This window comes from Paenibacillus graminis, assembly GCF_000758705.1.
In the GTDB taxonomy this organism is placed as follows: Bacteria; Bacillota; Bacilli; order Paenibacillales; family Paenibacillaceae; genus Paenibacillus_AQ; species Paenibacillus_AQ graminis.
Window position 1 is genome coordinate 6,242,454 of sequence record NZ_CP009287.1, and the last position, 22,773, is coordinate 6,265,226.

At 52.1% G+C, this 22,773-nt stretch carries 17 protein-coding genes and 1 riboswitch; of the genes, 5 read left to right on the forward strand and 12 right to left on the reverse strand.

Going from position 1 to position 22,773, the window contains the following annotated elements:
• Nucleotides 1-16: 16 nt before the first annotated feature.
• From PGRAT_RS26995 to PGRAT_RS27015, 5 genes are all read right to left on the reverse strand, one after another.
• The gene (locus PGRAT_RS26995; protein ID WP_025709410.1) at nucleotides 17-3,685 is read right to left on the reverse strand and encodes a response regulator; all 3,669 of its coding nucleotides are present in this window, start codon (nucleotides 3,683-3,685) and stop codon (nucleotides 17-19) included.
• Nucleotides 3,682-4,854 (reverse strand): SpoIIE family protein phosphatase, encoded by a 1,173-nt coding sequence (locus tag PGRAT_RS27000; protein WP_025709412.1) that lies wholly within the window; start codon nucleotides 4,852-4,854, stop codon nucleotides 3,682-3,684. The genes PGRAT_RS26995 and PGRAT_RS27000 overlap by 4 nt, the downstream gene beginning before the upstream one ends.
• A gap of 214 nt (nucleotides 4,855-5,068) precedes the next feature.
• Entirely contained in the window at nucleotides 5,069-5,416 is a 348-nt protein-coding gene (locus PGRAT_RS27005; protein WP_025709413.1) for a YflT domain-containing protein, read from the reverse strand.
• An 88-nt stretch (nucleotides 5,417-5,504) separates the two neighbouring features.
• On the reverse strand, nucleotides 5,505-6,038 hold the full coding sequence (locus PGRAT_RS31960; RefSeq protein WP_025709416.1) for a hypothetical protein: 534 nt from the start codon (nucleotides 6,036-6,038) through the stop codon (nucleotides 5,505-5,507).
• A 71-nt stretch (nucleotides 6,039-6,109) separates the two neighbouring features.
• Nucleotides 6,110-6,616 carry a DUF948 domain-containing protein gene (locus PGRAT_RS27015; protein ID WP_025709418.1) on the reverse strand — a complete coding sequence of 169 codons (507 nt, stop codon included), beginning with the start codon at nucleotides 6,614-6,616 and terminating at the stop codon, nucleotides 6,110-6,112.
• 182 nt (nucleotides 6,617-6,798) lie between these two features.
• On the opposite strand from PGRAT_RS27015, the gene PGRAT_RS32760 reads away from it, so the two are divergent.
• Both PGRAT_RS32760 and PGRAT_RS27025 read left to right on the forward strand, forming a co-directional pair.
• Complete coding sequence (locus PGRAT_RS32760) at nucleotides 6,799-6,966, forward strand: DUF1328 domain-containing protein (protein WP_025709419.1); 168 nt, start codon at nucleotides 6,799-6,801, stop codon at nucleotides 6,964-6,966.
• Nucleotides 6,967-7,252: 286 nt separating this feature from the next.
• Nucleotides 7,253-7,636, forward strand: coding sequence for a hypothetical protein (locus PGRAT_RS27025; protein ID WP_025709420.1), 384 nt, complete (start codon nucleotides 7,253-7,255; stop codon nucleotides 7,634-7,636).
• Between the two features lie 408 nt (nucleotides 7,637-8,044).
• Here the strand turns inward: PGRAT_RS27025 and PGRAT_RS27030 are convergent, their stop codons facing one another.
• Together PGRAT_RS27030 and PGRAT_RS27035 are read right to left on the reverse strand one after the other, a co-directional pair.
• Entirely contained in the window at nucleotides 8,045-9,127 is a 1,083-nt protein-coding gene (locus PGRAT_RS27030; RefSeq protein WP_025709422.1) for a C40 family peptidase, read from the reverse strand.
• Nucleotides 9,128-9,339: 212 nt separating this feature from the next.
• The gene (locus PGRAT_RS27035; protein WP_025709424.1) at nucleotides 9,340-10,209 is read right to left on the reverse strand and encodes a cation diffusion facilitator family transporter; all 870 of its coding nucleotides are present in this window, start codon (nucleotides 10,207-10,209) and stop codon (nucleotides 9,340-9,342) included.
• A 135-nt stretch (nucleotides 10,210-10,344) separates the two neighbouring features.
• Here PGRAT_RS27035 and PGRAT_RS27040 point away from each other — a divergent pair, with 135 nt between their 5' ends.
• Nucleotides 10,345-10,530 (forward strand): hypothetical protein, encoded by a 186-nt coding sequence (locus tag PGRAT_RS27040; RefSeq protein WP_025709426.1) that lies wholly within the window; start codon nucleotides 10,345-10,347, stop codon nucleotides 10,528-10,530.
• A gap of 101 nt (nucleotides 10,531-10,631) precedes the next feature.
• Here PGRAT_RS27040 and PGRAT_RS27045 read toward each other — a convergent pair whose 3' ends face one another.
• Nucleotides 10,632-12,257, reverse strand: a complete 1,626-nt coding sequence (locus PGRAT_RS27045; protein WP_025709428.1) for an ABC-F family ATP-binding cassette domain-containing protein — start codon at nucleotides 12,255-12,257, stop codon at nucleotides 10,632-10,634.
• A 119-nt stretch (nucleotides 12,258-12,376) separates the two neighbouring features.
• Nucleotides 12,377-13,366, reverse strand: coding sequence for an MBL fold metallo-hydrolase (locus tag PGRAT_RS27050; protein ID WP_025709430.1), 990 nt, complete (start codon nucleotides 13,364-13,366; stop codon nucleotides 12,377-12,379).
• Between the two features lie 239 nt (nucleotides 13,367-13,605).
• On the opposite strand from PGRAT_RS27050, the gene PGRAT_RS27055 reads away from it, so the two are divergent.
• Both PGRAT_RS27055 and PGRAT_RS27060 read left to right on the forward strand, forming a co-directional pair.
• Nucleotides 13,606-14,739 (forward strand): virulence factor, encoded by a 1,134-nt coding sequence (locus tag PGRAT_RS27055; RefSeq protein WP_042267484.1) that lies wholly within the window; start codon nucleotides 13,606-13,608, stop codon nucleotides 14,737-14,739.
• 100 nt (nucleotides 14,740-14,839) lie between these two features.
• A riboswitch (Lysine riboswitch) is annotated at nucleotides 14,840-15,053 on the forward strand.
• Nucleotides 15,054-15,189: 136 nt separating this feature from the next.
• Nucleotides 15,190-16,683 (forward strand): amino acid permease, encoded by a 1,494-nt coding sequence (locus tag PGRAT_RS27060; RefSeq protein WP_025705537.1) that lies wholly within the window; start codon nucleotides 15,190-15,192, stop codon nucleotides 16,681-16,683.
• Between the two features lie 332 nt (nucleotides 16,684-17,015).
• Here the strand turns inward: PGRAT_RS27060 and PGRAT_RS27065 are convergent, their stop codons facing one another.
• The 3 genes from PGRAT_RS27065 to PGRAT_RS27075 all read right to left on the reverse strand — a co-directional run bounded on the left by PGRAT_RS27065 (nucleotide 17,016) and on the right by PGRAT_RS27075 (nucleotide 22,661).
• On the reverse strand, nucleotides 17,016-18,152 hold the full coding sequence (locus PGRAT_RS27065; RefSeq protein ID WP_025705538.1) for a transglutaminase domain-containing protein: 1,137 nt from the start codon (nucleotides 18,150-18,152) through the stop codon (nucleotides 17,016-17,018).
• Between the two features lie 245 nt (nucleotides 18,153-18,397).
• Nucleotides 18,398-20,782, reverse strand: coding sequence for a glycoside hydrolase family 95 protein (locus PGRAT_RS27070; RefSeq protein ID WP_042267487.1), 2,385 nt, complete (start codon nucleotides 20,780-20,782; stop codon nucleotides 18,398-18,400).
• Between the two features lie 145 nt (nucleotides 20,783-20,927).
• Entirely contained in the window at nucleotides 20,928-22,661 is a 1,734-nt protein-coding gene (locus PGRAT_RS27075) for an ABC transporter substrate-binding protein (RefSeq protein WP_174469038.1), read from the reverse strand.
• Nucleotides 22,662-22,773: the final 112 nt, after the last annotated feature.

The window sequence follows — 22,773 nt, forward strand, 5'->3', positions numbered from 1 at the left end:
TACCCCAAAAGCAGGCTTACGAATACAACCACACACGCATTAGCGAAAGAAGCTGTTCCGTACTGATAGGTTTCTTCATATAATCGGAGGCACCGGCTTCTATGCACTTCGCCCGGTCCTCTTTCATCGCCTTGGCCGTAAGCGCAATAATCGGCAGCTTCTGGTATTGCGGCATCTGCCTGATCCGGCGCATAGCCTCGTATCCATCCATCTCCGGCATCATCATATCCATTAGCACCAGATCGAAATTCTCCTGCTCTGTCAGCATGTCCAGCGCCTCACGGCCGTTCTCCGCAAATTTCACTTCCATATGGTAACCTTCAAGTACGCTGGACAGGGCGAATACATTGCGGATATCGTCATCAACCAGCAATATCTTCTTGCCGTCAAAAAGCTCTTCTTTATTGTGCAGCTTTTGCAGGATTTTACGCTTGTCTTCAGGCAGATTGGCTTCCACACGATGCAGGAACAATGTGGTTTCATCCAGCAGCCTTTCCGGTGAACGCACATCCTTAATGATAATCGATTCTGCATATTTTCGCAGCCTGGTCTCTTCCTTGCTGTCCAGTTCCTTGCCGGTATAGATAATAATCGGGAGGTCATTCAGCTCTTCATCATCACGGATCTGGTCCAGCAGCTCGAAACCGGTCATATCGTCCAGCATCAGATCCAGAACCATACAGTCGTATCTTTGCTTACGCAGCTCTTCCAGTGCTTCATGGCCGGTGGAGACTGCGGTGATGGCCACATCATCATGTCCGATAAGCTCCATAATGGAACGGCGCTGAATATCATCATCCTCTACAATCAGCAAATGCTTCAAAGTGCTGGCTGTATAGCTCTCAATCTGTGAGAATGCCCGCTCCAGCGCTTCTCTGGAGGATGGTTTTCTTAAGTAAGCCATGGCCCCCATCATCAGCCCCTGCTTCACTTCATCATTCACGGAAATGACATGAACAGGAATATGCCGGGTCTGTGAAGAGCCCTTGAGCTCCCGGAGTATCGACCATCCATCCATAACCGGCAGCTGAATATCAAGGATAATGGCGTCCGGCAGATACGTTGTAGCCATACTTAAACCGATGTCGCCCTGGAGTGCCACCAGAGCTTTGAAGCCCCGGCCCCGGGCCATATCGAGCAGAATCTTGGCGAACTTCTCATCATCTTCAATGATCAAAAGAACCTTATCCTTGGATGACAAATTCTCCCGGTCATCCTCCATAACTATAGGTTCCATCGGTTGAGGCAAAACCTCCAAGGGATAGTCCTCCCTCCGTTCACCGCCATAATCAGGCATAGCATAAGCCTCTTGGGCAGCTGCAGCCTGGACCGCCCCTGGAAGCAGGCTGTAATGGCCTTTAACCGGCAGGTACAAGGTGAAGATGCTGCCTTGTCCTTCGCGCGAGTCCAGTCCGATGGCTCCCCCCATCAGCCGGGCGAGCTCCCGGCTGATGGACAGCCCCAGTCCGGTACCGCCATATTTGCGGCTGGTTGTTCCATCCACCTGCTGGAAAGCTTCAAAGACAATATCCGTCTTGTCCGCAGGAATGCCAATCCCGCTGTCCTTCACGGAAAGCGCAATATAATCGAACTCATGCGGAAGGAAGGGAGGCAGCTGCTCCTTAGCTGCGGCACTCACCGAAAATTCTACAAAGCCCTCACTTGTGAATTTGAAGGCGTTGGACAGCAGATTCCGCAATATTTGTTTCAGACGGTGGCTGTCCGTAAAGATCGTATCCGGCAGCGGCTCATCAAATAAGAGGCGTAAAGACAAACCTTTCTTGACAGCCTGCGGAGCAAAATTCTGCTTCACAAAGGTCTTCAGTTCGGTTAGCGGTATTTCTTCGTAATTCAATTCCATTTTGCCGGCGTCCACCTTGGACAGATCGAGAATTTCATCGATCATTTTGAGCAGATCCGCGCCAGACATATAGATGGTATGGGCGAATTCCACCTGCTTCTCTGTCAGATTCCCTTCCTTGTTCTCTGTAAGCAATTGGGATAAAATCAGCAGGCTGTTCAAAGGAGTACGCAGCTCATGGGACATATTGGCCAGGAATTCCGATTTATATTTGCTGGTCACCGCAAGCTGCATAGCCTGCTTCTCCAACTGGCGGCGGGCATTTTCGATTTCATCCTTTTTCACCTCAACCTCTCGCACCTGTTCCTCCAGGGCACGGGTCTTGGCGACCAGCTCGGTATTGTAGTGCTCCAGTTCTTCCTGCTGGCGCTGCAGCAAATCCTCGGAACGCCTGAGCGCATCCGTCTGTTCCTCCAGATTTTCGTTGGAGCGGCGGAGCTCTTCCTGCTGTGTCTGCAGTTCCTCCGACTGGCATTGCAATTCTTCTGTAAGCGCCTGGGATTCCCGCAGCAGCTCTTCCACCACAAGCCGCCGGCTGATATTGTTCAGAATCACACCCAGGCTGTTCGCAAGCTGATGCAGCAATTCATTCTGCAAATTGCTGAGCGGTGTAAAGGAAGCAAATTCCACAACCCCCATCAACTCATCTTCGAAGAGCACCGGATGAATCAGGATATGATCCGGGTGCGAACCTCCAAATCCGGATGTCACCGAAACGTAGTCCTCCGGAGCCTTGGCCAGCTTGATCGGCTTTTTGTCCAGCGCACTTTGCCCCACAAGACCCTGGCCAATGTCAAAGCTGTCCCTAGGCTTCCCGCCCGCTTCACCTGCATAATAGGCACTGCTGGAGAGCAGGTTCGGATTGTTCTGATCCTTCAGATAGATCGCCCCGTATTCGGCCCCGAGTACAGGAGTGAATTCACTGATGAAGGTCTGCGATACCTGCTCCAGCGAGCTGACTCCGCGCAGCAGTTCCGTCACACGGGCAATATTCGCATTCAGCCAGGCCTGATCGCTTTGCGCCTGCGCATAAGCCTTCTCCATTTCCTGTTTCTGTTCGAGATTCCCCGCCATGTCCTGGAATACCCTGGCGACCTCCCCAATCTCGTCCTTGGAAGTCACTTTGATTCGGCGGATAGCCCTCATCTTCCCATTCCCAAAGCTCCTAATCATCATGGAAACGACATTAAGACCGCGTGTAATGCTCGGAATCACCCACAAAACGACTCCAAGCCCCAGCAGCAGCCCCACAATCATAATTAAGGTCACCATTTGAATAGATCTCTCATAAGCAGCCTGAGCTTTGCTGTTCTCCTCGGTCATTCTGAAGGCGTTATAGTTCGAGAGAGCATTCAGGCTGTCCAGCACTTCATTCTGAATCTTCTGCCCTTCCGAATTCCGGTAGGCATTCGCATTCTGAAAATAACCGGCGGAGAGCATATCAAGCGATTTGTTCTGATAAGTCATATAAGCGCTGTATGCCGCTTCAATCCGGTTCAGCAGCTGCATTTCTTCCGCTGTTTCCGTCGACTCCTCTATCGCCTTCAAGAATCCCTCGGCTTTTTTAACCTTTGCCTCAATCTCGCTTTTTTGGGAATCAACCGAGAGCTGATCGGCATTCAGCATAGATGTCGTAAGGATACGCGCCATGTCGTTAACTTCCCCCCGGAGTCCGGAGGAGGAGCGTCCCTTGCTGTATCTGTCCTGAAAGCTGTCCAGCTGGCTGCTCATATAATTGAGTCGATCGTATCCAATGAAGGTCAGCGCCAGCATAATGGCGAGCATTGCACTGAAGCCGATCAGCAGTTTTGCCTTTATTTTCATTCCGGATCTGTTCCTTTCTTCAGCGAAATCCACACTAGGCATTTGTCATCGTCCCGCTCCTGATTAGGAACCTCATTGAAGAAAGCGGCACGCATCGGCTCCTCCTGCCATTCATGTCCCCCATCTAGATGAGAGGTCATAAATTCCAGCTGTTCTTCCTGCCCGCCTTCGGCCATTTCCAGTAACCCATCCGTGTACAGTACCAAGTGGCCTTCATCTTCAAAGGTCAGGGTTTGCGGCTGAATTTCAATACTGTCGAATAACCCTACAGGATGGCAGTTGCTTTCCAGCAAAACCGGTTTGATGGCTCCCCCTTCAAAGAAGAGCCCGGGCGGGTGTCCAGCATTCACGTAGTCAATGCGTTTTAGCCGGGTATCGATGACAAGATATATCGCGGTAAAATAATACTGCACCAATTGCTTCTCGATATATAGCTGGTTAAAACGCCGGTTCAGCTCCTGAATCACTTTCTCCGGCTGCACATATGTGGTTACGGTATCCTTGAGTACGGAGGCCAGAAACATACAGAACAGAGACGAGGAAATACCATGTCCCATCATATCCAGCAGAATAACGGCATACCGTCCCTCTCCCAGGGGATACCAAGCATACAAGTCCCCCGCGAGTTCAAATGAAGGCTGGTAAATGGCATGAACTTCAAACGCCTCATCCTTCAGCGGCAGGCTGAGCACAGCATTCTGCACCAAAGCGGCCAGCTTCAGCTCATCCTGTATCCGCTGATCCCGCTCCACATGCCAATCCTTCTCGCGCTTTAGGCGCAGCGCCAGCCGGATACGCGCCATCAGCTCAACCTTGTTGATCGGCTTAGTCACATAATCCACAGCACCGGCGTCAAGCGCCTCCGCCAATTTTTTGGAATCGCCCACGGCGGTAACCATAATAATCGGGATATCCCGCAGATGCTCATGCTGCTGGACAACCCGGCATGCTTCAATGCCGTCCATCTCCGGCATCATCATATCCAGCAGAATCAAATCTATGTCTGACTGCCTGGAACGGTTCTCTTCATTTCCTGATCCAATACCCAGCAGTTTGAGCATTTCTTTGGCAGAAGCTGCCGTTATAAAATTCCGGTAATTCTCTTTTTTTAAAATTTCACGGATAATGATTACGTTGGTCGGATTATCGTCTACGATCAAAATTCTCAATCTTCTTCACCCCGCACGTATAGTATGTCAACCGTAAAATCCAGAAATAGTCCATTCTATCATACGATATTTAAACGACTGGTTTCCATTAATCAATAAATTGGAAAAATGCAAGTTGTCGTATTCAACAAAGTAACCTCCAGCACCACCACGTGTAGTGGGACTGGAGGTTACGCTATTGAACTATAGGACTCTTCATATGAAAACCGTCAGATTAATGCAGATTTTTTTTGGCGATCACGAGAACTTTGCCCAAATCAAGCTCTTTCTCATAAAATGCCGCTTCTGCTGCACTAAAACCCAGTGAAGTAATCTTGTTTCGGAGCGCGTCACCCCGAGAGCGGAACATGTTGGCAATCGCACCGAACAGCCCCTCTTCCTGCAATCCCACTTCATTCGTGTCCGCAGCATCTACAATCCGGCCTTCGCGGTCCTCATTATGGCTGATCACATAGATGTCATCTCTTGTGTAGCCGCTGCCCAGCAGCCGGTTCACTTCTTCTATCGCCTGAATACCATTCTCCAGCAGCTTGGCATAAGCCTGCGTACGGATTGAATCCATGAAATCACGCTCCTTGTATGAATATGAGGGGACAACGCTATTAAGATGGCTGAATTTCATTAACCATTCTATAGTCCTATGAAACGCCTCAGGAGGAATTTCCATCAAACAAATCAATACCGTCCCATTCACCCGTCTGAGAATTACGGTAAATCTTGAGTGCGGTACTTCCCCTCATATACACATCTCCGTCCTCGGCAACAAAATCAGGTGTGCCCAGAATCTCAACGAGATTATTCCTGTGCGGCTCAATCCGCTGATCATTCAGATAGAGGCCGTATTGTCTGGCTTCAGTTGGAGTGACATGTACATATAGTACAGCCCCCTCACAAATTCCTGCAGACATATCGGCATAATGGTACTCCCGGCAGCCCTGCCAAGGATCAGGAGTAACCGCGAGCGGGGAACCCTTAACCTGCAGCAATTCTTCTAGCGGCATGTAGAGCGACACCCCCGCCAGGGAGTTAAAGCTTCCTATATAGGAACTGACATTCACACTGTGCCCGAAGGACTGGACTACTTGTGACTGCGGGTACAGCCAAGCGGCAGCAGCAGTCTCCTTTTGCGGAGATGCAGAAAAATAGGGAGAAAGGAGACTCAGCAAGAGAAGGATCATGTTCATAGAACCATCCCGCCTTTCATCAGGTTTCTGCTGCCTGGCCTTGCCGCCAAGGGCTCCCTCAGCTTTGCCGGTTAATGACGGAATTTCTGCCAGATGGCAGCAGCCGTGTCTACGCCTTTTAGAGCCATTGCGATCTTCCCGGGAGCTTTCTTCGCATTTACAGTCTCATAGGATTTCACGGTCCGTTCTTCTGCAGGAGTAAGCGGGGCATTGTCTATAGATACAGCCTTAGCTTTTTCCTTCAGTTCACGCGATTTGCGGTATTTCTCAATTACAGTTACCGATACCTGCTTCACAGTCAGTGTCAATTCGTTCATGACGTCGCCAAGGTTCTTCACGGAATCGACAATCGGATCAATCTTTTGAATTTTGTTTTGAACATCTGCAGTAATATCATTGGCGTGTCTGACCGTTGTTTTCACTTCATAAGTAAGCTCATCAATCGTTTTCTGAACTTCCTGCAGAGTCTGGCTGACCTTGTCAAGGGATTCTTTCGCTGATTTCAAGGTTTTAATTAAAAAGAAGACAAGTACGGCGAATGCAATCGCAACCAATGCGACGCTAAGATCAATGATCATTTCCAAAACCCCTTCCAATCTGAATGTCGGCTTGCTCTGCCTTGTTACTGCATAGTTACCCTTACCAGAATGGGCCGAAACAAAAGGTCAAGGGCCCCTCCTCCTTGTTTCAAAACAAAAGTCCCCGTTTAAACAATGACTACATTCGACTACATTTTTCATCACCGAAAGGATGATACATCATGCTAAAATGGTCGGTAATTCTGCTCGTCATAGCTTTAATCGCCGGTATTTTCGGATTCTTCAATGTTGTTGCAGCCGCTGTAGGCATTGCAAAAGTGCTGTTCTACATCTTCCTGGTTCTGTTCATCGTTTCACTCTTCATGGGGCGCAGAGGAAGATCAATGTAACCTGTAGGCCTGCTGTCTTCAACTTAGTCTGAACAGGCACACCTCTGAGCCCGAAACTCCTTGTGGAGCTTCGGGCTTTTTGAGCTGCCCCCTCCGCTTCCAAATTCCCTATATCTTATTCACACTGCAGAAATTGTAGCCCTCTCAACCCCAATAGTGCTTAAGTAAAATAAAAAAAATAAGACGATTGGTTCATTAAGACCTTTTTCTGTTTACAACATATTAGCACAGATAAACATGGGAAAACCCACTACAACAACCAAACTTATCCTAGGAGGAATCACTGATGAAAAAATTCGCCAGCATCGCAGTAGCAATGGGACTTGTAGCTTCTTTTGCAGCAACGGCTTCAGCCGATGAAGTATCCGGTACCGCCGCAAGTACTCCAACCGTAACAGGCAGCACTTATGGTGACAAATTCGAAACTGTAATCACACAAGCCGATCTCAAACCGGCAACACCTATGATTATCCTGACAAAAGCCACTCCTTTCCACCTTTCCGTGGGCAGCATGACTCCAGCCGGCTGGCTGAGCGCCCAGACCATAGATACTACAGGGGCTGTGATGACCGACAGCGCGGGCAATGAATGGAGAGAAATTTACACATGGCTGGGCAAAGCATGGATCAAGGTGCCTGTATCCGCATATGTAATCACTCCGGCCCTGTAATTCCTTCATACATTTTAGCTTAGATATGTAAAATATGCTGTGAAGCTTATCTACAGCTTTGATGGGGCCCGTAATCCGCGTCCTTTAATCACTCTGCGGGCGTACATACAAGCAGCCGGGCAGGATCTCACAGGTCCTGCCCGGCTTTTTTAAATACAATAATTTATATGCTCCGCATTATAAATTATCATTCTATTTCTCGCTGAAACGGGTACCGTCCTTTTAAGAACGGCATAGCCGTTTCTACTTGTATTTGGCGCTGCTAGTGAAAATCTGGCCACGATAGAAATAGGGGCTATCCCTACAGCAGAATAATTCCACTGAAGGGATAGCCCCCGCCAAACACCCGCCCTAGTTCACCCGTCACAAACTGTACTGCTCTCGCTTCATGTCTCTACAATCTATATTTTAGCGGATGACCGAACCTCCGTAAAGGAATCTTTTCATCCAAGAAGCGCTTAATTTATCGACCCGTACACCGCCGGAAGCCACGGAATAGGTCTGAAGCAGCTGGCCGTCGCCCAGATACATAGCCACATGCGTAATTCTCGCCGTAGACTTGTCAATTCCGGCATAGGCTGAATCCGAGCTGCCTCTATAATCCATAAAAAACATCAGATCCCCACGCTTGAGCCCGGAGATATCCGTCACTACCGTACTGTTCTGCTTGATCCAATCTCCTTGCTGCCGCGAATCGGCGGGAAGCTTCAGATTGGCTGCATCCATGAAGATCTGCCGGATGAAATCGGAGCAATCGAAGGTGCTGGTATCGCTGCGGCTGGAACCATACTCATAAGGAGTTCCAAGATAACCCATACCGGCGGCAATTACACTTTCAATTACATTCGCTTGCGGAGGAGCCGTAGGCACCGGGGCTGGAGTCGGCACAGGCGTAGGCACTGGAGCCGGTGTTGGTACAGGCGCCGGTGCTGGCAGCGGTGTTGTTGTTCCCCCATCCGCTGCAATGAACTGATCCGACGAGCTGGTATAACCAACATTGCCATTTGCCGTTCTCACCTTGTACCAGTAACTATTCGTTTCTTCCATAATAGATACCCGGTCACCTGTGTATAAATATCCTATAACCTGTCCGCTGGTTGAGGGGGCCTCCCGAAGGCGGACAGTAGATTGAATCACTGCCGTTTGAGCTGCCGGGGCTGCAGCCACGCTGATATACTGCTCTCCCCTGCTGGTGTACCCAACGTCGCCGTCTGCTGTTCTGACTTTATACCAATAGCTGTTCGTTTCTTCAAGAATGACCACTTGGTCGCCTTTATTCAAATATTTCAGCACTTTCCCGCTTGTCGATGGCGCCGTGCGGAGACGGACAGAAGATAGGATCACGCCTGTTTGCGCTGCAGATGCTGTAATAGCTGAATTAGCAGTAACAGAAGCGGCCTGTACCTGCTGAGGATTGAATACTCCGAATGACAGTGCAAGTGATGCCGAGGCGAGCAGCGATGCTGCTATCCTTTTATGTGGTACGATCATAGAGTTCCCCCGGTTAGCGTAATGAGAAATTCAACAACGTCGCGCGCTTCGTTAGTTGCTTTCTGCACTCATTATAGGCTTGACCGGGAATTGGAACATGCTCCAAATTTCACAAAAAAGCTTGCCAACTTATGGTAACACCCGGGTCTATAGTCTTGATTCCTCCTTGAAATTGGTGGAAATTACAGCTAACTAGGAGAAAATAAGGAATACTATTGCTTGGGTTCCACATGAACCTGCACATTCATAATATTATGAAGCGTGCTCATCCGCTCCTCGATGGAGTCGCTAATTTCATGGCCCTGCATTACTGTAATCTCGGCATTGACTTCCACCACCACATCCACCAGTACATGATTGCCGTGAACGCGGGCTTTTAAATCCTTGATGCCTTCGACTCCCGGTGTCCGGGCAATTGTGCTGCGCAGGTCCAGCAATCGATCCTGATCGAATCCGTCAGTCAGGCGGTACGTGGAATCGCGGAAAATATCCCAGGCCGTCTTCAGAATCAGCAAGCCGACGGCCACGGCTGCGGCCGAATCAATCCAGGGTAAACCGAACTGTGCACCGACGATCCCCACTGCAGCACCTATACTGACCATGGCATCCGAGAAATTATCCTTGGCTGCTGCCAGCAGCGCACTGTTATTAATCTGTCTGGCAAGCCGCTTGTTATATATATATACCCCCATCATGGCTGCGGCACACACCACGGCCACCCCGGCGGACCATAACTGCGGAATATCCTTCGCTCCTTCAAACAAAGAGCGTACCGCTTCCACAATAACCTGAATGCCGACCATAGCCATGATAAAGGAAGCCAGCAGCGCCGCCACCGTCTCCGCACGGAAATGTCCGTAGGTATGGTCGGAATCAGGCGGCTTCCGCGAAATGCGCAGGCCGATCAATACCGCCAGCGAAGCCACAATGTCGGTGAGGTTGTTGAAGCCGTCCGCAAGCAGCGCGCTTGAGCCAAACACATAGCCGCTGATCAGCTTGAAGGCCGAAAGAATGAGGTAGGCGATGATGCTGACCAGAGCGCCCCGTTCACCTTTACGAATATCATCATAGATATCAGCCACTGTTATCCCCCCTATTGATCTCTATACAGTTCCCGAGCACCGGCAGATCATTCTTTGAATTATTCTTGCCCTTGTGGCAGCATTTAAAAACAATTAGAATGAAGGAAACAACTTGCTACCTAAGGGGGTTACATAATGAGCGAGAGCAACGACAAACCAAAAATCAATCTGGCGGATGCCATCCGCCAGAAGCTGGAACAAAAGAAGCAGCAAGCTTCCGCCAGACCCGGCTCCACGTTTCAGGCCGGTTCTGCCAAACCGCTGAAAAGCCAGAACAACAAGAAGCCCAACAACCAGCGCCGCCGTACCGGAGGCTCATAGATTTGTTAGATTTGAACATAAACGGCTGCGTTATCCCTATTGGGACGACGCAGCCGTTTATCATATGAACGGGTTAGTGTTCAAAGCTTCATATATAGTTCTTATACCTCTACAGGATACATCCGGGCACGCATTTCCCTGATTTCCGGATTCTCCAGATACTCATCATAGGTCATGGTGCGGTCAATAACCCCTGCCGGTGTAATTTCAATGATACGGTTGGCAATTGTCTGGATGAACTGATGGTCATGGGAAGTGAACAGGATCGTACCGTCAAAATCAATCAGCCCGTTGTTCAGCGCAGTGATCGACTCCAGATCCAAGTGGTTGGTAGGCTCATCAAATACGAGCACATTTGCCCCGTTCAGCATCATCTTGGCCAGCATACAGCGGACCTTCTCGCCCCCGGACAGCACACTGGCCTTCTTCAGCGCTTCTTCACCGGCAAAGAGCATCCGGCCCAGGAATCCGCGCAGGAAGGTTTCGTCCTGATCCTTGGAATACTGGCGCAGCCATTCCACCAGATTCAGATTCACCCCGTCGAAGTAACTGGAGTTGTCTTTGGGAAAATAAGCCTGGGTTGTTGTAACCCCCCAGGTATACTCTCCGGCGTCGGCTTCCTTCTCCCCCATAATGATGTCGAATAGCAGTGATTTCGGCTGGGAATTCGGACCGACAAAAGCGATTTTGTCACCTTTATTAACCACAATACTGATTTCATCCAGCATTTTTTCGCCTTCAACCGTCTTGGTCAGGCCGCTGATCGTAAGCAGCTGCTTGCCGGCCTCACGCTCAGGCTTGAAGTTGAGGAACGGATATTTCCGGTTCGATGGACGGATATCGTCCAGCGTAATTTTCTCAAGCTGCTTTTTGCGTGAGGTTGCCTGCTTGGATTTGGAGGCATTGGCCGAGAAGCGCTGGATAAACGCCTGCAGCTCCTTGATCTTGTCTTCCTTCTTCTTGTTCGCGTCACGCTGCAGCGTCTGTGCGAGCTGGCTGGACTCGTACCAGAAGTCGTAGTTGCCGACATACATCTGAATTTTGCCGAAATCAATATCCGCAATATGGGTACATACCTTATTCAGGAAGTGGCGGTCATGGGATACAACAATAACAGTACCTTCATAATCCATGAGGAAGTTCTCCAGCCAGCCAATGGATTCCAGATCCAAATGGTTGGTAGGCTCATCGAGCAGCAGGTTGTTCGGACGTCCGAACAGGGCCTGTGCCAGCAGAACGCGGACCTTCTCATTGCCGCTGAGTTCGGCCATCTTTTTGTCATGCATCTCACGCATGATTCCGAGGCCGATCAGCATCGCTGCTGCATCCGGCTCGGCATCCCAGCCGTTCAGCTCGGCAAATTCCCCTTCAAGCTCACCGGCGCGCAGGCCGTCGGCTTCGGAGAAATCGCTTTTGGCATACAGTGCATCCTTCTCCTTCATGATGTCATACAGGCGGGTATGCCCCATGATTACCGTTTCCAGCACCGGGTATTCATCATACTCGAAATGGTTCTGCTTCAGAACTGCCAGCCGCTCACCAGGAGTCATGTGCACTTCACCGGTATTGGCTTCAATCTCTCCGGACAGAATCTTCAGGAACGTGGATTTGCCGGCACCGTTGGCCCCGATCAGGCCGTAGCAGTTGCCGGGTGTGAATTTTATGTTTACATCCTCAAATAGTGCGCGTTTTCCGTAGCGGAGTGTTACGCCGCTTGTACTGATCATTAAGCATTACCATCCTTTTCACTTAGGGTTCCGGCTCATTATAGCATAAATCCAAGGGAAAAGGCCCGCAGATCAACCTATAAAGTGTAGTTTTGCCCTTAAAGTGGATGCAGGTGATCCTATGGGGCAGGTATGCGTTCCTCAGGATGAATTATCAGCGTTTCTCCGTAGGCCAACGTGCGTATCCGCTCCCCGGCAATCCCCTGTGCCAGCCGTGCCTGTTCCATCCGGTCCAGCGCCTCACGTGCGGTGTCATCGGCCAGCCGGAAGGTTCCGAAATGCATTGGAATCATCAGCTCCGCGCCAACATCCAAAAAGGCCTGAATAGCCTCCTCCGGGGTCACATGCTGCGAGCTCATAAACCACTCCGGCTCATAGGCCCCGATCGGCATCAGCGCCACATGCAGCTTGAAGCGCCTGCCAATCTCCTTGAACCCCGGGAAGAAGCCGCTGTCCCCGGCAAAATACAGATTGGGCGGCAGCCTGCGCGCGCCCCCGTCCCCCTGGGGATGTCTGCCCGGCTCAGCAGGCTCCAGCACAAAGCCGCCCCAGTGGGAGGTATTGGTATCGAACGGTGTCCGCCGCGTCCAATGCTGCGTCGGGACAAAGGTCAGCTTCACCGCGCCTACCGTCATTTCCTCCCACCATTGCATTTCCAGGCAGTTCACAAAGCCTTTGCGCACCATCTTGCGCTTCAGCCCCACCGGCACCACAAGCGTAGTTCCCGCCTTGTACAGCTTACGTATAGAGGCGAGATGCAGATGATCGTAATGGGAATGGGAGATCAGGATCAGATCCACAGGCGGAATCCCGCTGATCGGAATGCCGGGCTGGGTAATGCGTTTCTCAAAGCCGAGCCGCCGGGCCCATACAGGATCGGTTATAATATTTACCCCTTCGTATTGAAGCAAAAAAGTGGAATGACCGATCCAGGTAATGGTCGTATCCAGACGGTTCTGTGCCAGATAATCCAGCTTCGGCGGGTGATTCGGTACTTTATAGGAGTAATCCTTCTTCTTCATCCGCCGTTCCTCGCGCCACTGGCGGAGCTGTTTGAGCGTTTTATCTGTACTGACATTGTCGATGTTATTGTAGCGTACTCTGGCCATTGAAGCATCTCTCCTTAACAAGCTGGCGGAAAATGTACCCTCTTACTATAGGATTCCACGGATCGTTTTGCAAAAGCGCGCATTGAGCGCATACCCTTATTTAATTAAAAGTTTAACCATTTCGTGCCAGGCTTAAGCGGACTGACGGGGAACGCCTTTTGTGTTATGTGACCGAAATGAGGTAAAATGCGGATACAGCACTTACGGTCAATTATGCCGATCAAAGGGGGAGCCTAGCGATGAAGATCACATTTATAGAACCTACTCCAAGTCCCAATACGATGAAGCTTCATCTCGATGAGACTCTGGAGTCCGGAGTCCGCCGTACCTATACCCCGGAAAGCCAGCGTTCCGCCCCTTCCTGGGCGCGGGAGATGCTCACCATTCCGGGCGTCACCAGCATTTATCACGCTGCTGATTTCGCTGCACTGGAGCGCAAAGGCAGTGCTGACTGGGCCGCCATTCTCCGCGAGGTCCAGACCCGGTTCGGCGCGGAGGGGTTAAGCGCAGACTTCAACCTGGAGGATGAGAATGCCGGCGCGCACTTCGGGGAATCGCAGGTATTCGTGCAGATGTTCCGCGGCATCCCGATCCAGATCCGCGTCAAAACCGGCGCAGGCGAGGAGCGCATCGCCCTCTCCGCCCGGTTCACGAAGGCGGTAACGGATGTGGCCAGCGCCGTATTGATCAAAGAGCGCAAGCTCACCGATTACGGCGTGCGGTACGGCGAGCCCGAAGCTATCGCGCGCGAGGTCGAGCAGGAGCTGGAAGCGGCGTATCCGCAGGAACGCCTCGACTCCCTCGTGCAGCAGGCCATCGCGCACGGGGCCGGCGGCGAGTTCGTCGAGCAGCGGCAGAAGAAGGACCAGGCCGAGCTGCTGCGAGACCTGAAGGACGAGGACTGGCGCGTGCGCTACGCCGCGCTGGAGGATCTTGCGCCTACGGCAGAGCTCCTGCCGGAGCTGCGCGCAGCGCTGCACGACCCCAAGCTGCATATCCGCAGGCTGGCGGTCGTGTACCTGGGCGACATCCGCACGCCCGAGGCGATGGAGCTGCTCTATGAGGCGATGGCAGACAGCGCCCCGGCCGTGCGGCGCACGGCCGGAGACACGCTGTCCGACATCGGCGATCCCGCAGCGACGCCGGTAATGACGGCGTCGCTCACGGACAAGAGCAAGCTCGTCCGCTGGCGGGCGGCGCGCTTCCTCTATGAGGTCGGCACAGCCGAGGCTCAGGAGGCACTAAGCCTGGCTGTGGACGATCCGGAATTCGAGGTGGGGCTGCAGGCCAGAATGGCGCTGGAGCGCATTGCCTCCGGTGAAGAAGCGGCCGGTACCGTATGGCAGCAGATGTCAGAGCGCAGGAGAACCTAACGCTAATCTGCCGTAATTTGTCATTGCTTGCCCAGGCAAGTTGCATTATACTAATCCCTGTTGTGTTCATATCATTATAAAGATAGCCTCATCATACCTAAGATGAGGTAGAGGTCGCGGATATAAAGAGTACGCGCGTGGAGACGCTATAAGAGCCGTCTGTGAAACGCCGCCGAAAGGAATATCCGCCGAAGTCTGCGCCGCTGCTCTTATATGCTGCGCAGGCTGGGGCCGTTGCCGAAAGGTACGGAACTGTCACAGGGCATGGCCCGTCAGGAAACTGCGGCCAGGCACTGTGTTGCGCTATCTGAACAGGGAGTATGGTGCGGAGCTGTAAATACAGGAAACCGCAGAATCTGTCTGCGGTTTTTTTTGCGCTTGCAGAATGGATATGCTTCTTGGTTAGAGCCCTTGAACAGAAACAATATAATTAGAGGGAGTGTCCTATTTATGCAAGACAGGAAAAATAATCAGCGGCACAAACCGGAGCAGGGCGGCAAGGCTTCCGCTCCGGGGCTGCGCAAAACCTTCAAGGCCAGACATTTAACCATGATCGCGCTCGGCGGCTCCATCGGAACCGGCCTGTTCCTCGCGAGCGGCGGCGCTATCGCCACATCGGGACCGGGAGGCGCACTGCTGGCCTACACTGCTGTCGGCATTATGGTGTATTTTCTAATGACCAGCCTGGGTGAGCTGGCAACTTACTTGCCGGATTCCGGCTCTTTCAGCACCTACGGCACGCGGTTTGTCAGCCCCGCCTTCGGCTTCGCCATCGGCTGGAACTTCTGGTACAACTGGGCGGTCACTATCGCTGCGGAGCTATCCGCGGCCACTGTAATCATTAAGTACTGGTTCCCGGACAGCCCTTCCATACTCTGGAGCCTGCTGTTCCTGCTGCTGATGTTCGGGCTCAACTTTTTGTCTGCACGCGGTTATGGGGAATCAGAATACTGGTTTGCCATTATCAAAATCATTACCGTTATCGTCTTTCTGACGGTCGGTGTGTTGATGATCTTCGGTATTATGGGCGGCAAGGCAGTCGGTTTCAGCAACTTCGAGCTTGGCGGCAGCTCTTTCCACGGCGGTTTTTTTGCCTTCGTCGGCGTCTTCATGGCTGCGGGCTTCTCGTTCCAGGGGACTGAACTTGTCGGGGTCGCCGCAGGTGAGAGTGAAAATCCGCGCCGGAATGTGCCGCTGGCCATCCGCCGGGTGTTCTGGCGCATTCTAATCTTCTATATCTTCGCCATACTTGTCATCGGACTGCTGATCCCTTACACCAATCCCGATCTGCTCCGCAGCGGAATTGATGATATCGGCGTCAGCCCGTTCACGATTGTGTTCAATAAAGCAGGACTTGCGATTGCTGCATCTGTCATGAACGCAGTCATCCTGAGTTCAGTGCTGTCAGCCGGGAACTCGGGCATGTACGCTTCCACCCGCGTCCTGTATGCGATGGCTAAGGATGGCATGGCACCGCGTGCCCTCGGCAGGCTCAACCGCCGCGGGGTGCCTGTAGGCGCGCTGCTGGTTACCACTGCTGTCGGCATGCTGGCTTTTCTGGCCTCATTCTTTGGTGACGGCGCGGTCTATAATTGGCTGCTTAATGCATCCGGAATGTGCGGTTTTATTAACTGGCTGGGCATCGCCGTGTGCCATTACCGTTTCCGCCGCGCTTTTGTGAAGCAGGGACATTCGCTGGAGGAATTGCCTTACCGGGCCAGATGGTTCCCTTTCGGACCGCTCTTCGCACTGGTTTTATGCCTCATCGCTGTTTTTGGCCAGAACCTCGGCGCTTTCACAGGAGAAAGCATCGACTGGTACGGTATCCTTGTCTCCTATATCAGTCTGCCGTTGTTCCTGCTGATCTGGTTCGGCTACCGCTGGTTCCGCAAAAGCCGCATTGTCCCGCTGGATCAATGCGATCTAAGCACACATCCGGAGTAAGCCCCTTCTCAGACCCGGGGCCATGGGCCGAAGCTCACTCCGACCGAATAAGTAGTGGTTGAAGCAGAACATGCGGGAGATCGTGCAATATTGTTCTTAAATCAGCAAAAATAGGGATGCACCTGGAGCCAAACGGTTCCAGATGCATCCCTTTTTGATGATAAGTATCGATTTCCGTTGCTTCCCTTTTTTGATCAGTATCGTAGTCCGTAAGCGCCGAAAAATCCGTGTTTTCCTATAAATAGGGCTTCTGTGTCCACAAGAAGGATGCGAATAGCCGGAGCCGGAAGACGCACACCAAGCGGCATACAGCCAAAAAACGCGCCAGCTGCCTACTTCCAGGTCACATAAACCTTCAAATCCCCGGTGTTATCGAAGGGGGAGCTGGTGTAAGCCAAGTTCTCCAGGCCTAAGCTGTAGAGCCCCTGCAGATCTATTTTGAGCAGTTTTTCACTGCCCCGGTAACGGAATAAAAGGGATTGCTTGCCGGAAGCCGCCGCCTCACGCACGAGCGTATTCAGCTCTGCCGCAGAAGTGATCACCTCCTCCTCTTCGTACAGCCGGTAATCGAGCTTCTTTTGAAGCTCCTGATATACCGGCACGCTTTGTCCGCCGCGGCTGACCAGCTCGGACAGAGTCTGGGCATAGCCCACAGAAGCTGCCGGGTAGGATTTGGTCCAGCTGTGGTCACGGCGCATCTGGGCGTCCGTCCTCATATAGTAGACTGTGCTGACGCCCCCTTCCGGGCTGGGAGTCGGATCATCCCAGGTTGTGTCCAAATGGTACCAGCGTCCGTCCAATTGCACCAGGTTCCAGGCATGTGACTGGGCAACGCCACCCTCAGGTTTTGCCGTGCCTTCCACAATTTTATTCGGGATGCCTGCGCCCAGGAGCAGTTTGTAGGTTAGAAGCGAATACCCCTGGCAAACAGCGCTGCCGGTCTGCAATCCTTCATAGGCGGTATATTTGCGGTACGTGGAATCATATTTCAAATGCAGCACTACCCAGTCATGGATCACCTTCACCTTCTGGTGTTTGTTCATTCCAGGGGTAATGATCTGCTGTAAAATGATCTGCACCTGCTTGTTCACCAGAGCCGACTGCTGCAGTGTCTCCCGGTACGCCACCTGCACCGTTACCTTGGCCGACCGGCTGCTTCCACGATACGAAAAAGCATAGCTGTCGATAATATAATAGAGGTAAGGATCGCTGCCCATCGCCTGGTCAATCGCCTTCTGCACCTGGGATTTCAGGTTGGTTGTCTTGCCTTCGTATACGAACGTAATGTTCTCTCTGCGGTTATTCATGGCTGCGGTCAGCTTCTGGGCCATCTCTGCTCCCGATTGCAGAACGGCTGAAGTGCTGGCGGCGTAAGCATGATCCCAGCCCCAGTACAGTGCAGGCGGCAGAGCGGCGCACACAAGTATTCCTCCAAGCATGGCTTTCGCCAGTGTATATCGTTTCTTCATATATGCCCCTGCTTTCTCTGCTGCAATGGATATGGATTAAGTTCAACGTTTGTACTCTATTTTATTAAATGCGGAAAACCAGCATTACACGACTATAATATTTCAGGAAGATCAGAAGGACCGGCTGCGCCCTCCTGGTTATTATTATCGGTCCAGTGCGCCTGGTGAATAAGTCCGGCAGGCAAAAAAGGCGGTTCCGCGTAGAGTAGCTTCTACTGCGGAAACCGCCTTAATGCGCTGTGCTTTTAATTTTTTTTATGCTGCGGGCTCAGAATATAAGTTTCTCCGGCAGTGGTTTCAAACGCAGTACCAGCATCACAAAACGTCCCATCCGGTTTCTGCAGCGATAGAGGAAGACTGCTGGACAGGCTGCACGGATTGCCATGCGTAGACACCAGCACTGCCCGGACCAGTTGGCCGCCGCTCCACTCCATATCCACAATAAAACCGCCGCGCGCCCTAAGTCCGCTGACCTGCCCCTCGCTCCAGCTCTCCGGAAGGGCCGGCAACAGTTTCAACTCATTCTGATGACTCTGAAGCAGCATTTCGGCGATCCCTGCCGCGACGCCAAAGTTTCCGTCGATCTGGAATGGCGGGTGGTTGCCAAACAGATTCGGCAGCGTGGCTGCCTCCAGAATCCGCCGCACACAGCGGTAAGCCTTTTCTCCATCCTGCAGCCTGGCATACAGATTAAGCAGCCAGGAAGCGCTCCAGCCCGTATGTCCGCCGCCGGATTCGAGACGTTTCTTGAGCGACAGGGCTGCCGCCGCCGCCAGCTCCGGTGTCTTGTCAGGGCTGATCACATGGCCCGGATACAGGCCGTACAGATGGGAGACATGACGGTGTCCCGGCTCTTTCTCGGCAAAATCCTCATTCCATTCCCGGATCCGCCCGTCCGGAGCAATCCCCGGATGCGCAAGACGCGCACGCTTGGCGGTTAATTCCTCACGGAACTCAGGCTCCGTATCCAGAATTTCCGCAGCCTGAATACAGTGGGAGAACAATTCGGCAATCAGCGACATATCCATGGCTGAACCGGCAGACACACTGCAAGACTCCCCTTCGGCGGTAAGAAAGACATTCTCCGGTGAGGTGGACAAGCCCGTAGTCAACCGGCCATCCGGCAGCTCAACCAGAAAGTCCAGACAGAACAAAGCTGCCCCCTTGAGCACAGGATATGCAGTGTCTTGCAGAAAAGCCCTGTCGGGGCGGAAGGCATAGCGTTCCCACAAGTGCCGGGAAAGCCACACGCCGCCCATCGGCCAGAAAGCCCACATGGACAGCCCGTCAGAGGGGGTAGTCATCCTCCAGAGGTCGGTATTGTGATGAACGCTCCAACCGCGCGCTGCATAGTGAATCTTTGCGGTGCGGCTCCCGGCCAGGCTAAGCTCTGTAATTAAATCCATTAATGGTTCATGGCATTCACCTAATCCGCAAAGCTCGGCAGGCCAATAATTCATTTCTGCATTAATGTTCGTGGTATAGTTGCTGTTCCATGGCGGCTGAACATGCGGGTTCCAGATCCCTTGGAGATTCAGAGCCTGCGTGCCGGGCCGGGAGCCTGCGATCATCAGATAGCGGCCATATTGGAACAGCAGCACTTCCAGGGCCGGATCTGCCTGCCCTTTACGATACTGTGCCAGCCGGTCATCGGTTGCCAGCTCCTTAAGAGAAGGAGCTGGTGCGAGTGCAAGCTTCACACGGTGGAACAAGGTTTGGTGATCCTTGATATGGCGCAGCCTTAGCTCTGCATATTCTTTGGAGGCTGAAGCCAGCTGCTTGAGGCACAGCTCCGAAGGCACTGTGCCGCTGCTTCCCGGCATCTGGTCATACCCGGCATAATCGGTTGCCGCCGCCAGCCGGATGGTAACGGAGTTCGCACCGGCAACCGACAGCCTTCCGTTCCCAGCCGTACAAACGCCGCCATCCGTACGGATCTCCAAGGCCGCCGCATAACTTATACCCAGGCCTTCTTCATACAGGACGGAGCGCGGATGATCCCCCGCATAATTATCGGCCACATGCGACGGGGCGCGTCCGGTCATGATCAGCGTTCCGTCCGGAGTAATCCGGAAACGGGAAGGATGCGGCGAATTCAGCTCCACTGAGAAATCCGGCAATACGTCCGGTTCTCCCCGGCCCTCCGCACGGATATGGATCGCTATAAGCCCATCGGGTCTGCTGGCCAATACTTCACGAACGATCTTAACGCCTCCGGCAGTATAGGACACGACAGCCAATGCCTGCTCCAAATCGAGCTCTCTGCGGTAATCCTCTATCGGACCTGCGGGGCCGAACCTGAGCTTCAGATCCCCCAGCGGCTGGTAGGATTCCGTACGGCTGCCGAGCATTTTGGCATCGATCAGCGCTTCCGCTTCCTTGTATTTCCCCTCCGCTGCGAGCTGCTTCGCCGGAGCCAAATGGCGCAATGCTTCATAATTGGTTGTATCGCGCGGAAAGCCCGACCACAGCGTATCCTCATTTAGCTGGATCAGCTCCTCCTCCACTCTGCCGAAGACCATCCCCCCGAGCCGGCCGTTGCCCACCGGCAGCGCCTCTTCCCATACGGCGGCTGGCCTGCTGTACCACAATTTATGCCGGCCGGTATTCCTGCTCTCTCCCACGTGCATGCCTCCTGTCTTTCTCGTTTACGTCTCAAGGATAAGCGACATTTTCCTGATGTTACAGGGTAAACAGCAATCGGCGGGAATCCCGGCCTTACCTGGGGACTTCCCGCCGTCTTCATGCTTTTTTTGAATGGGTAATCAAGATTAATTATTCATTCCACAGTTTCACACGTTTTTTAACCAGTTCTTCACGTAAATCCTCTGCCTTCTCTACACCGGCTTTATTAAGTTCTCCCATGTAGGCATCCCAAACTTTATCGAAATCAGCCGGTTTGGACAGGATAGCTTCCGGAATCCGTTTCCAGGTAATATCCTTCAGCTTGTTATCAAGCACAACAATTTCGCTGTCGCCAGGAATGGTGATGTTCCAGGCAGCGCCCCAAGGCTTAACCTTGAATTCATCTTCGCTAGGGAACAGATCTTTCCAGGTGTTGGCTTTGTAGGCCGCCAGTGTTTCTTTCTCTACTTTATTGTAGCCTGCTGTAACCTGCTCAGGGAAACGGGTTGTATAGTAGCTTCCGGTTGGGTCCAATACACCGTCGCCATAGTGAGCGCTAAGCAGTGCGTAGTTCGAGCCGACATTGCCCAGTCCGGTTTCTTTTTGGAAATTGGTGGTGTCATTATATTTACGGTTATTTACATCTTCAGGAATGACGCGTTTGCCGTCAACGACGTTGTAATGCTTGCCTTCGATACCCCAGTTGACCAGCACTTGGCCTTCATCGGAAGCCAGGTAGTCCAGGAACTTAATTGCACGCACAGGATCTTTAGCATCTACGCTGATCCCGATTCCGTTGCCGCCCATGAAGCCTGTAGGCCAGAAGGAAGCTTCCTTATACTCCTCAGACAAGGTCACCGGGAAGTGCCCATAACCTTGATCCAGCTTGCCTTCGGCCTTCAAGGCTTTTTCCCCGTCTCCATAACCCCAGTCTTGGTCAATCAGACCAATGACGCGGCCTGTAGCAATCTTGGCTTTGTACTGGTCATACTTCTGTACGAAGCTTTCCGGATCAAGCAAACCGATGTCGTTCATATGGTTGAGCCAGCGGAAATATTCCTTCTCCGCCGGACGGCGGAAGTGATAGGTCACTTCTTGCGTGTCAATATCAATCGCATACTCTCCATCATCAGGGGAACCTGTAGTAATGAATGCCGGGTTAGTCACTGTAATGTACATGTACCAGTCATCTGCATTCAGAGTCATACCGATATTTTTGTTGCCGTTCTCATCGGTTGGATGTTTTTCAAGATAAGCCTTGATGACGTTTTCATAATCCTGAACCGTCTTGATTGGCGGATAACCGGCTTCTTTGACGGCACGGTGCTGAAGTTCAAATCCGCCGCCAGCATCAAAATATTTATTATCCACACCTGCGTAGGTAGGAATAGCATAAATCGCATGGTCATCATCACTGTAACGTGAACGTTTCATGCCTTCTTCGCCAAGCACTTTTTTGATGTTAGGAGCATATTTTTCAATCAGGTCCGTCAAATCCAGCATTGCCCCTGCATCTACAAGCTTGCTGATGTCGGTTTTGGCACTGATCAGATCCGGATATTCACCGCTGGCAGCAATCAGGGCTACTTTTTGTTGGGGATCACCCACTGCAAATTCCGCCTCTAAGGTTACGCCCGTTTTTTCGGTAAGAACTTTACCCACTTCATCCTGCATTCCTGTCCAGTTCGGGTTAGGGTCTGCACTGAAGTAAGTCATGGTCAGTGGAGAAGTATCCTCAGCCTTGTTAGCGTTGTTTCCCGTATTCGCATTTCCGGCTGCGTTATTACCGTTATTACCGCCGCAGCCAGCGAGCAGGCCGAGCAGCATAACAGATGTAAGCGTAATTGCCGATGCTTTGGCTTTTATTTGTCTATTACTTGCCATGAATGAAACCCTCCTTAAATTGTTAATCTATCGTATCACAGGGAAATGCCTGCTAATACCTTGTCCAAGTCCAGCCTGCTGCAAGAAAACGGATACATCTCAGGATTAAATG

What these genes read in the sequence shown, in the direction of transcription:
- PGRAT_RS27075 (WP_174469038.1), bottom strand. Translation starts at nt 22,661, where the DNA reads ATGGCAAGTAATAGACAAATAAAAGCCAAAGCATCGGCAATTACGCTT.
- PGRAT_RS32760 (WP_025709419.1), top strand. Translation starts at nt 6,799, where the DNA reads ATGCTAAAATGGTCGGTAATTCTGCTCGTCATAGCTTTAATCGCCGGT.
- PGRAT_RS27055 (WP_042267484.1), top strand. Translation starts at nt 13,606, where the DNA reads ATGAAGATCACATTTATAGAACCTACTCCAAGTCCCAATACGATGAAG.
- PGRAT_RS27045 (WP_025709428.1), bottom strand. Translation starts at nt 12,257, where the DNA reads ATGATCAGTACAAGCGGCGTAACACTCCGCTACGGAAAACGCGCACTA.
- PGRAT_RS27025 (WP_025709420.1), top strand. Translation starts at nt 7,253, where the DNA reads ATGAAAAAATTCGCCAGCATCGCAGTAGCAATGGGACTTGTAGCTTCT.
- PGRAT_RS27030 (WP_025709422.1), bottom strand. Translation starts at nt 9,127, where the DNA reads ATGATCGTACCACATAAAAGGATAGCAGCATCGCTGCTCGCCTCGGCA.
- PGRAT_RS31960 (WP_025709416.1), bottom strand. Translation starts at nt 6,038, where the DNA reads ATGAACATGATCCTTCTCTTGCTGAGTCTCCTTTCTCCCTATTTTTCT.
- PGRAT_RS27005 (WP_025709413.1), bottom strand. Translation starts at nt 5,416, where the DNA reads ATGGATTCAATCCGTACGCAGGCTTATGCCAAGCTGCTGGAGAATGGT.
- PGRAT_RS27050 (WP_025709430.1), bottom strand. Translation starts at nt 13,366, where the DNA reads ATGGCCAGAGTACGCTACAATAACATCGACAATGTCAGTACAGATAAA.
- PGRAT_RS27060 (WP_025705537.1), top strand. Translation starts at nt 15,190, where the DNA reads ATGCAAGACAGGAAAAATAATCAGCGGCACAAACCGGAGCAGGGCGGC.
- PGRAT_RS27015 (WP_025709418.1), bottom strand. Translation starts at nt 6,616, where the DNA reads ATGATCATTGATCTTAGCGTCGCATTGGTTGCGATTGCATTCGCCGTA.
- PGRAT_RS27065 (WP_025705538.1), bottom strand. Translation starts at nt 18,152, where the DNA reads ATGAAGAAACGATATACACTGGCGAAAGCCATGCTTGGAGGAATACTT.
- PGRAT_RS26995 (WP_025709410.1), bottom strand. Translation starts at nt 3,685, where the DNA reads ATGAAAATAAAGGCAAAACTGCTGATCGGCTTCAGTGCAATGCTCGCC.
- PGRAT_RS27070 (WP_042267487.1), bottom strand. Translation starts at nt 20,782, where the DNA reads ATGCACGTGGGAGAGAGCAGGAATACCGGCCGGCATAAATTGTGGTAC.
- PGRAT_RS27040 (WP_025709426.1), top strand. Translation starts at nt 10,345, where the DNA reads ATGAGCGAGAGCAACGACAAACCAAAAATCAATCTGGCGGATGCCATC.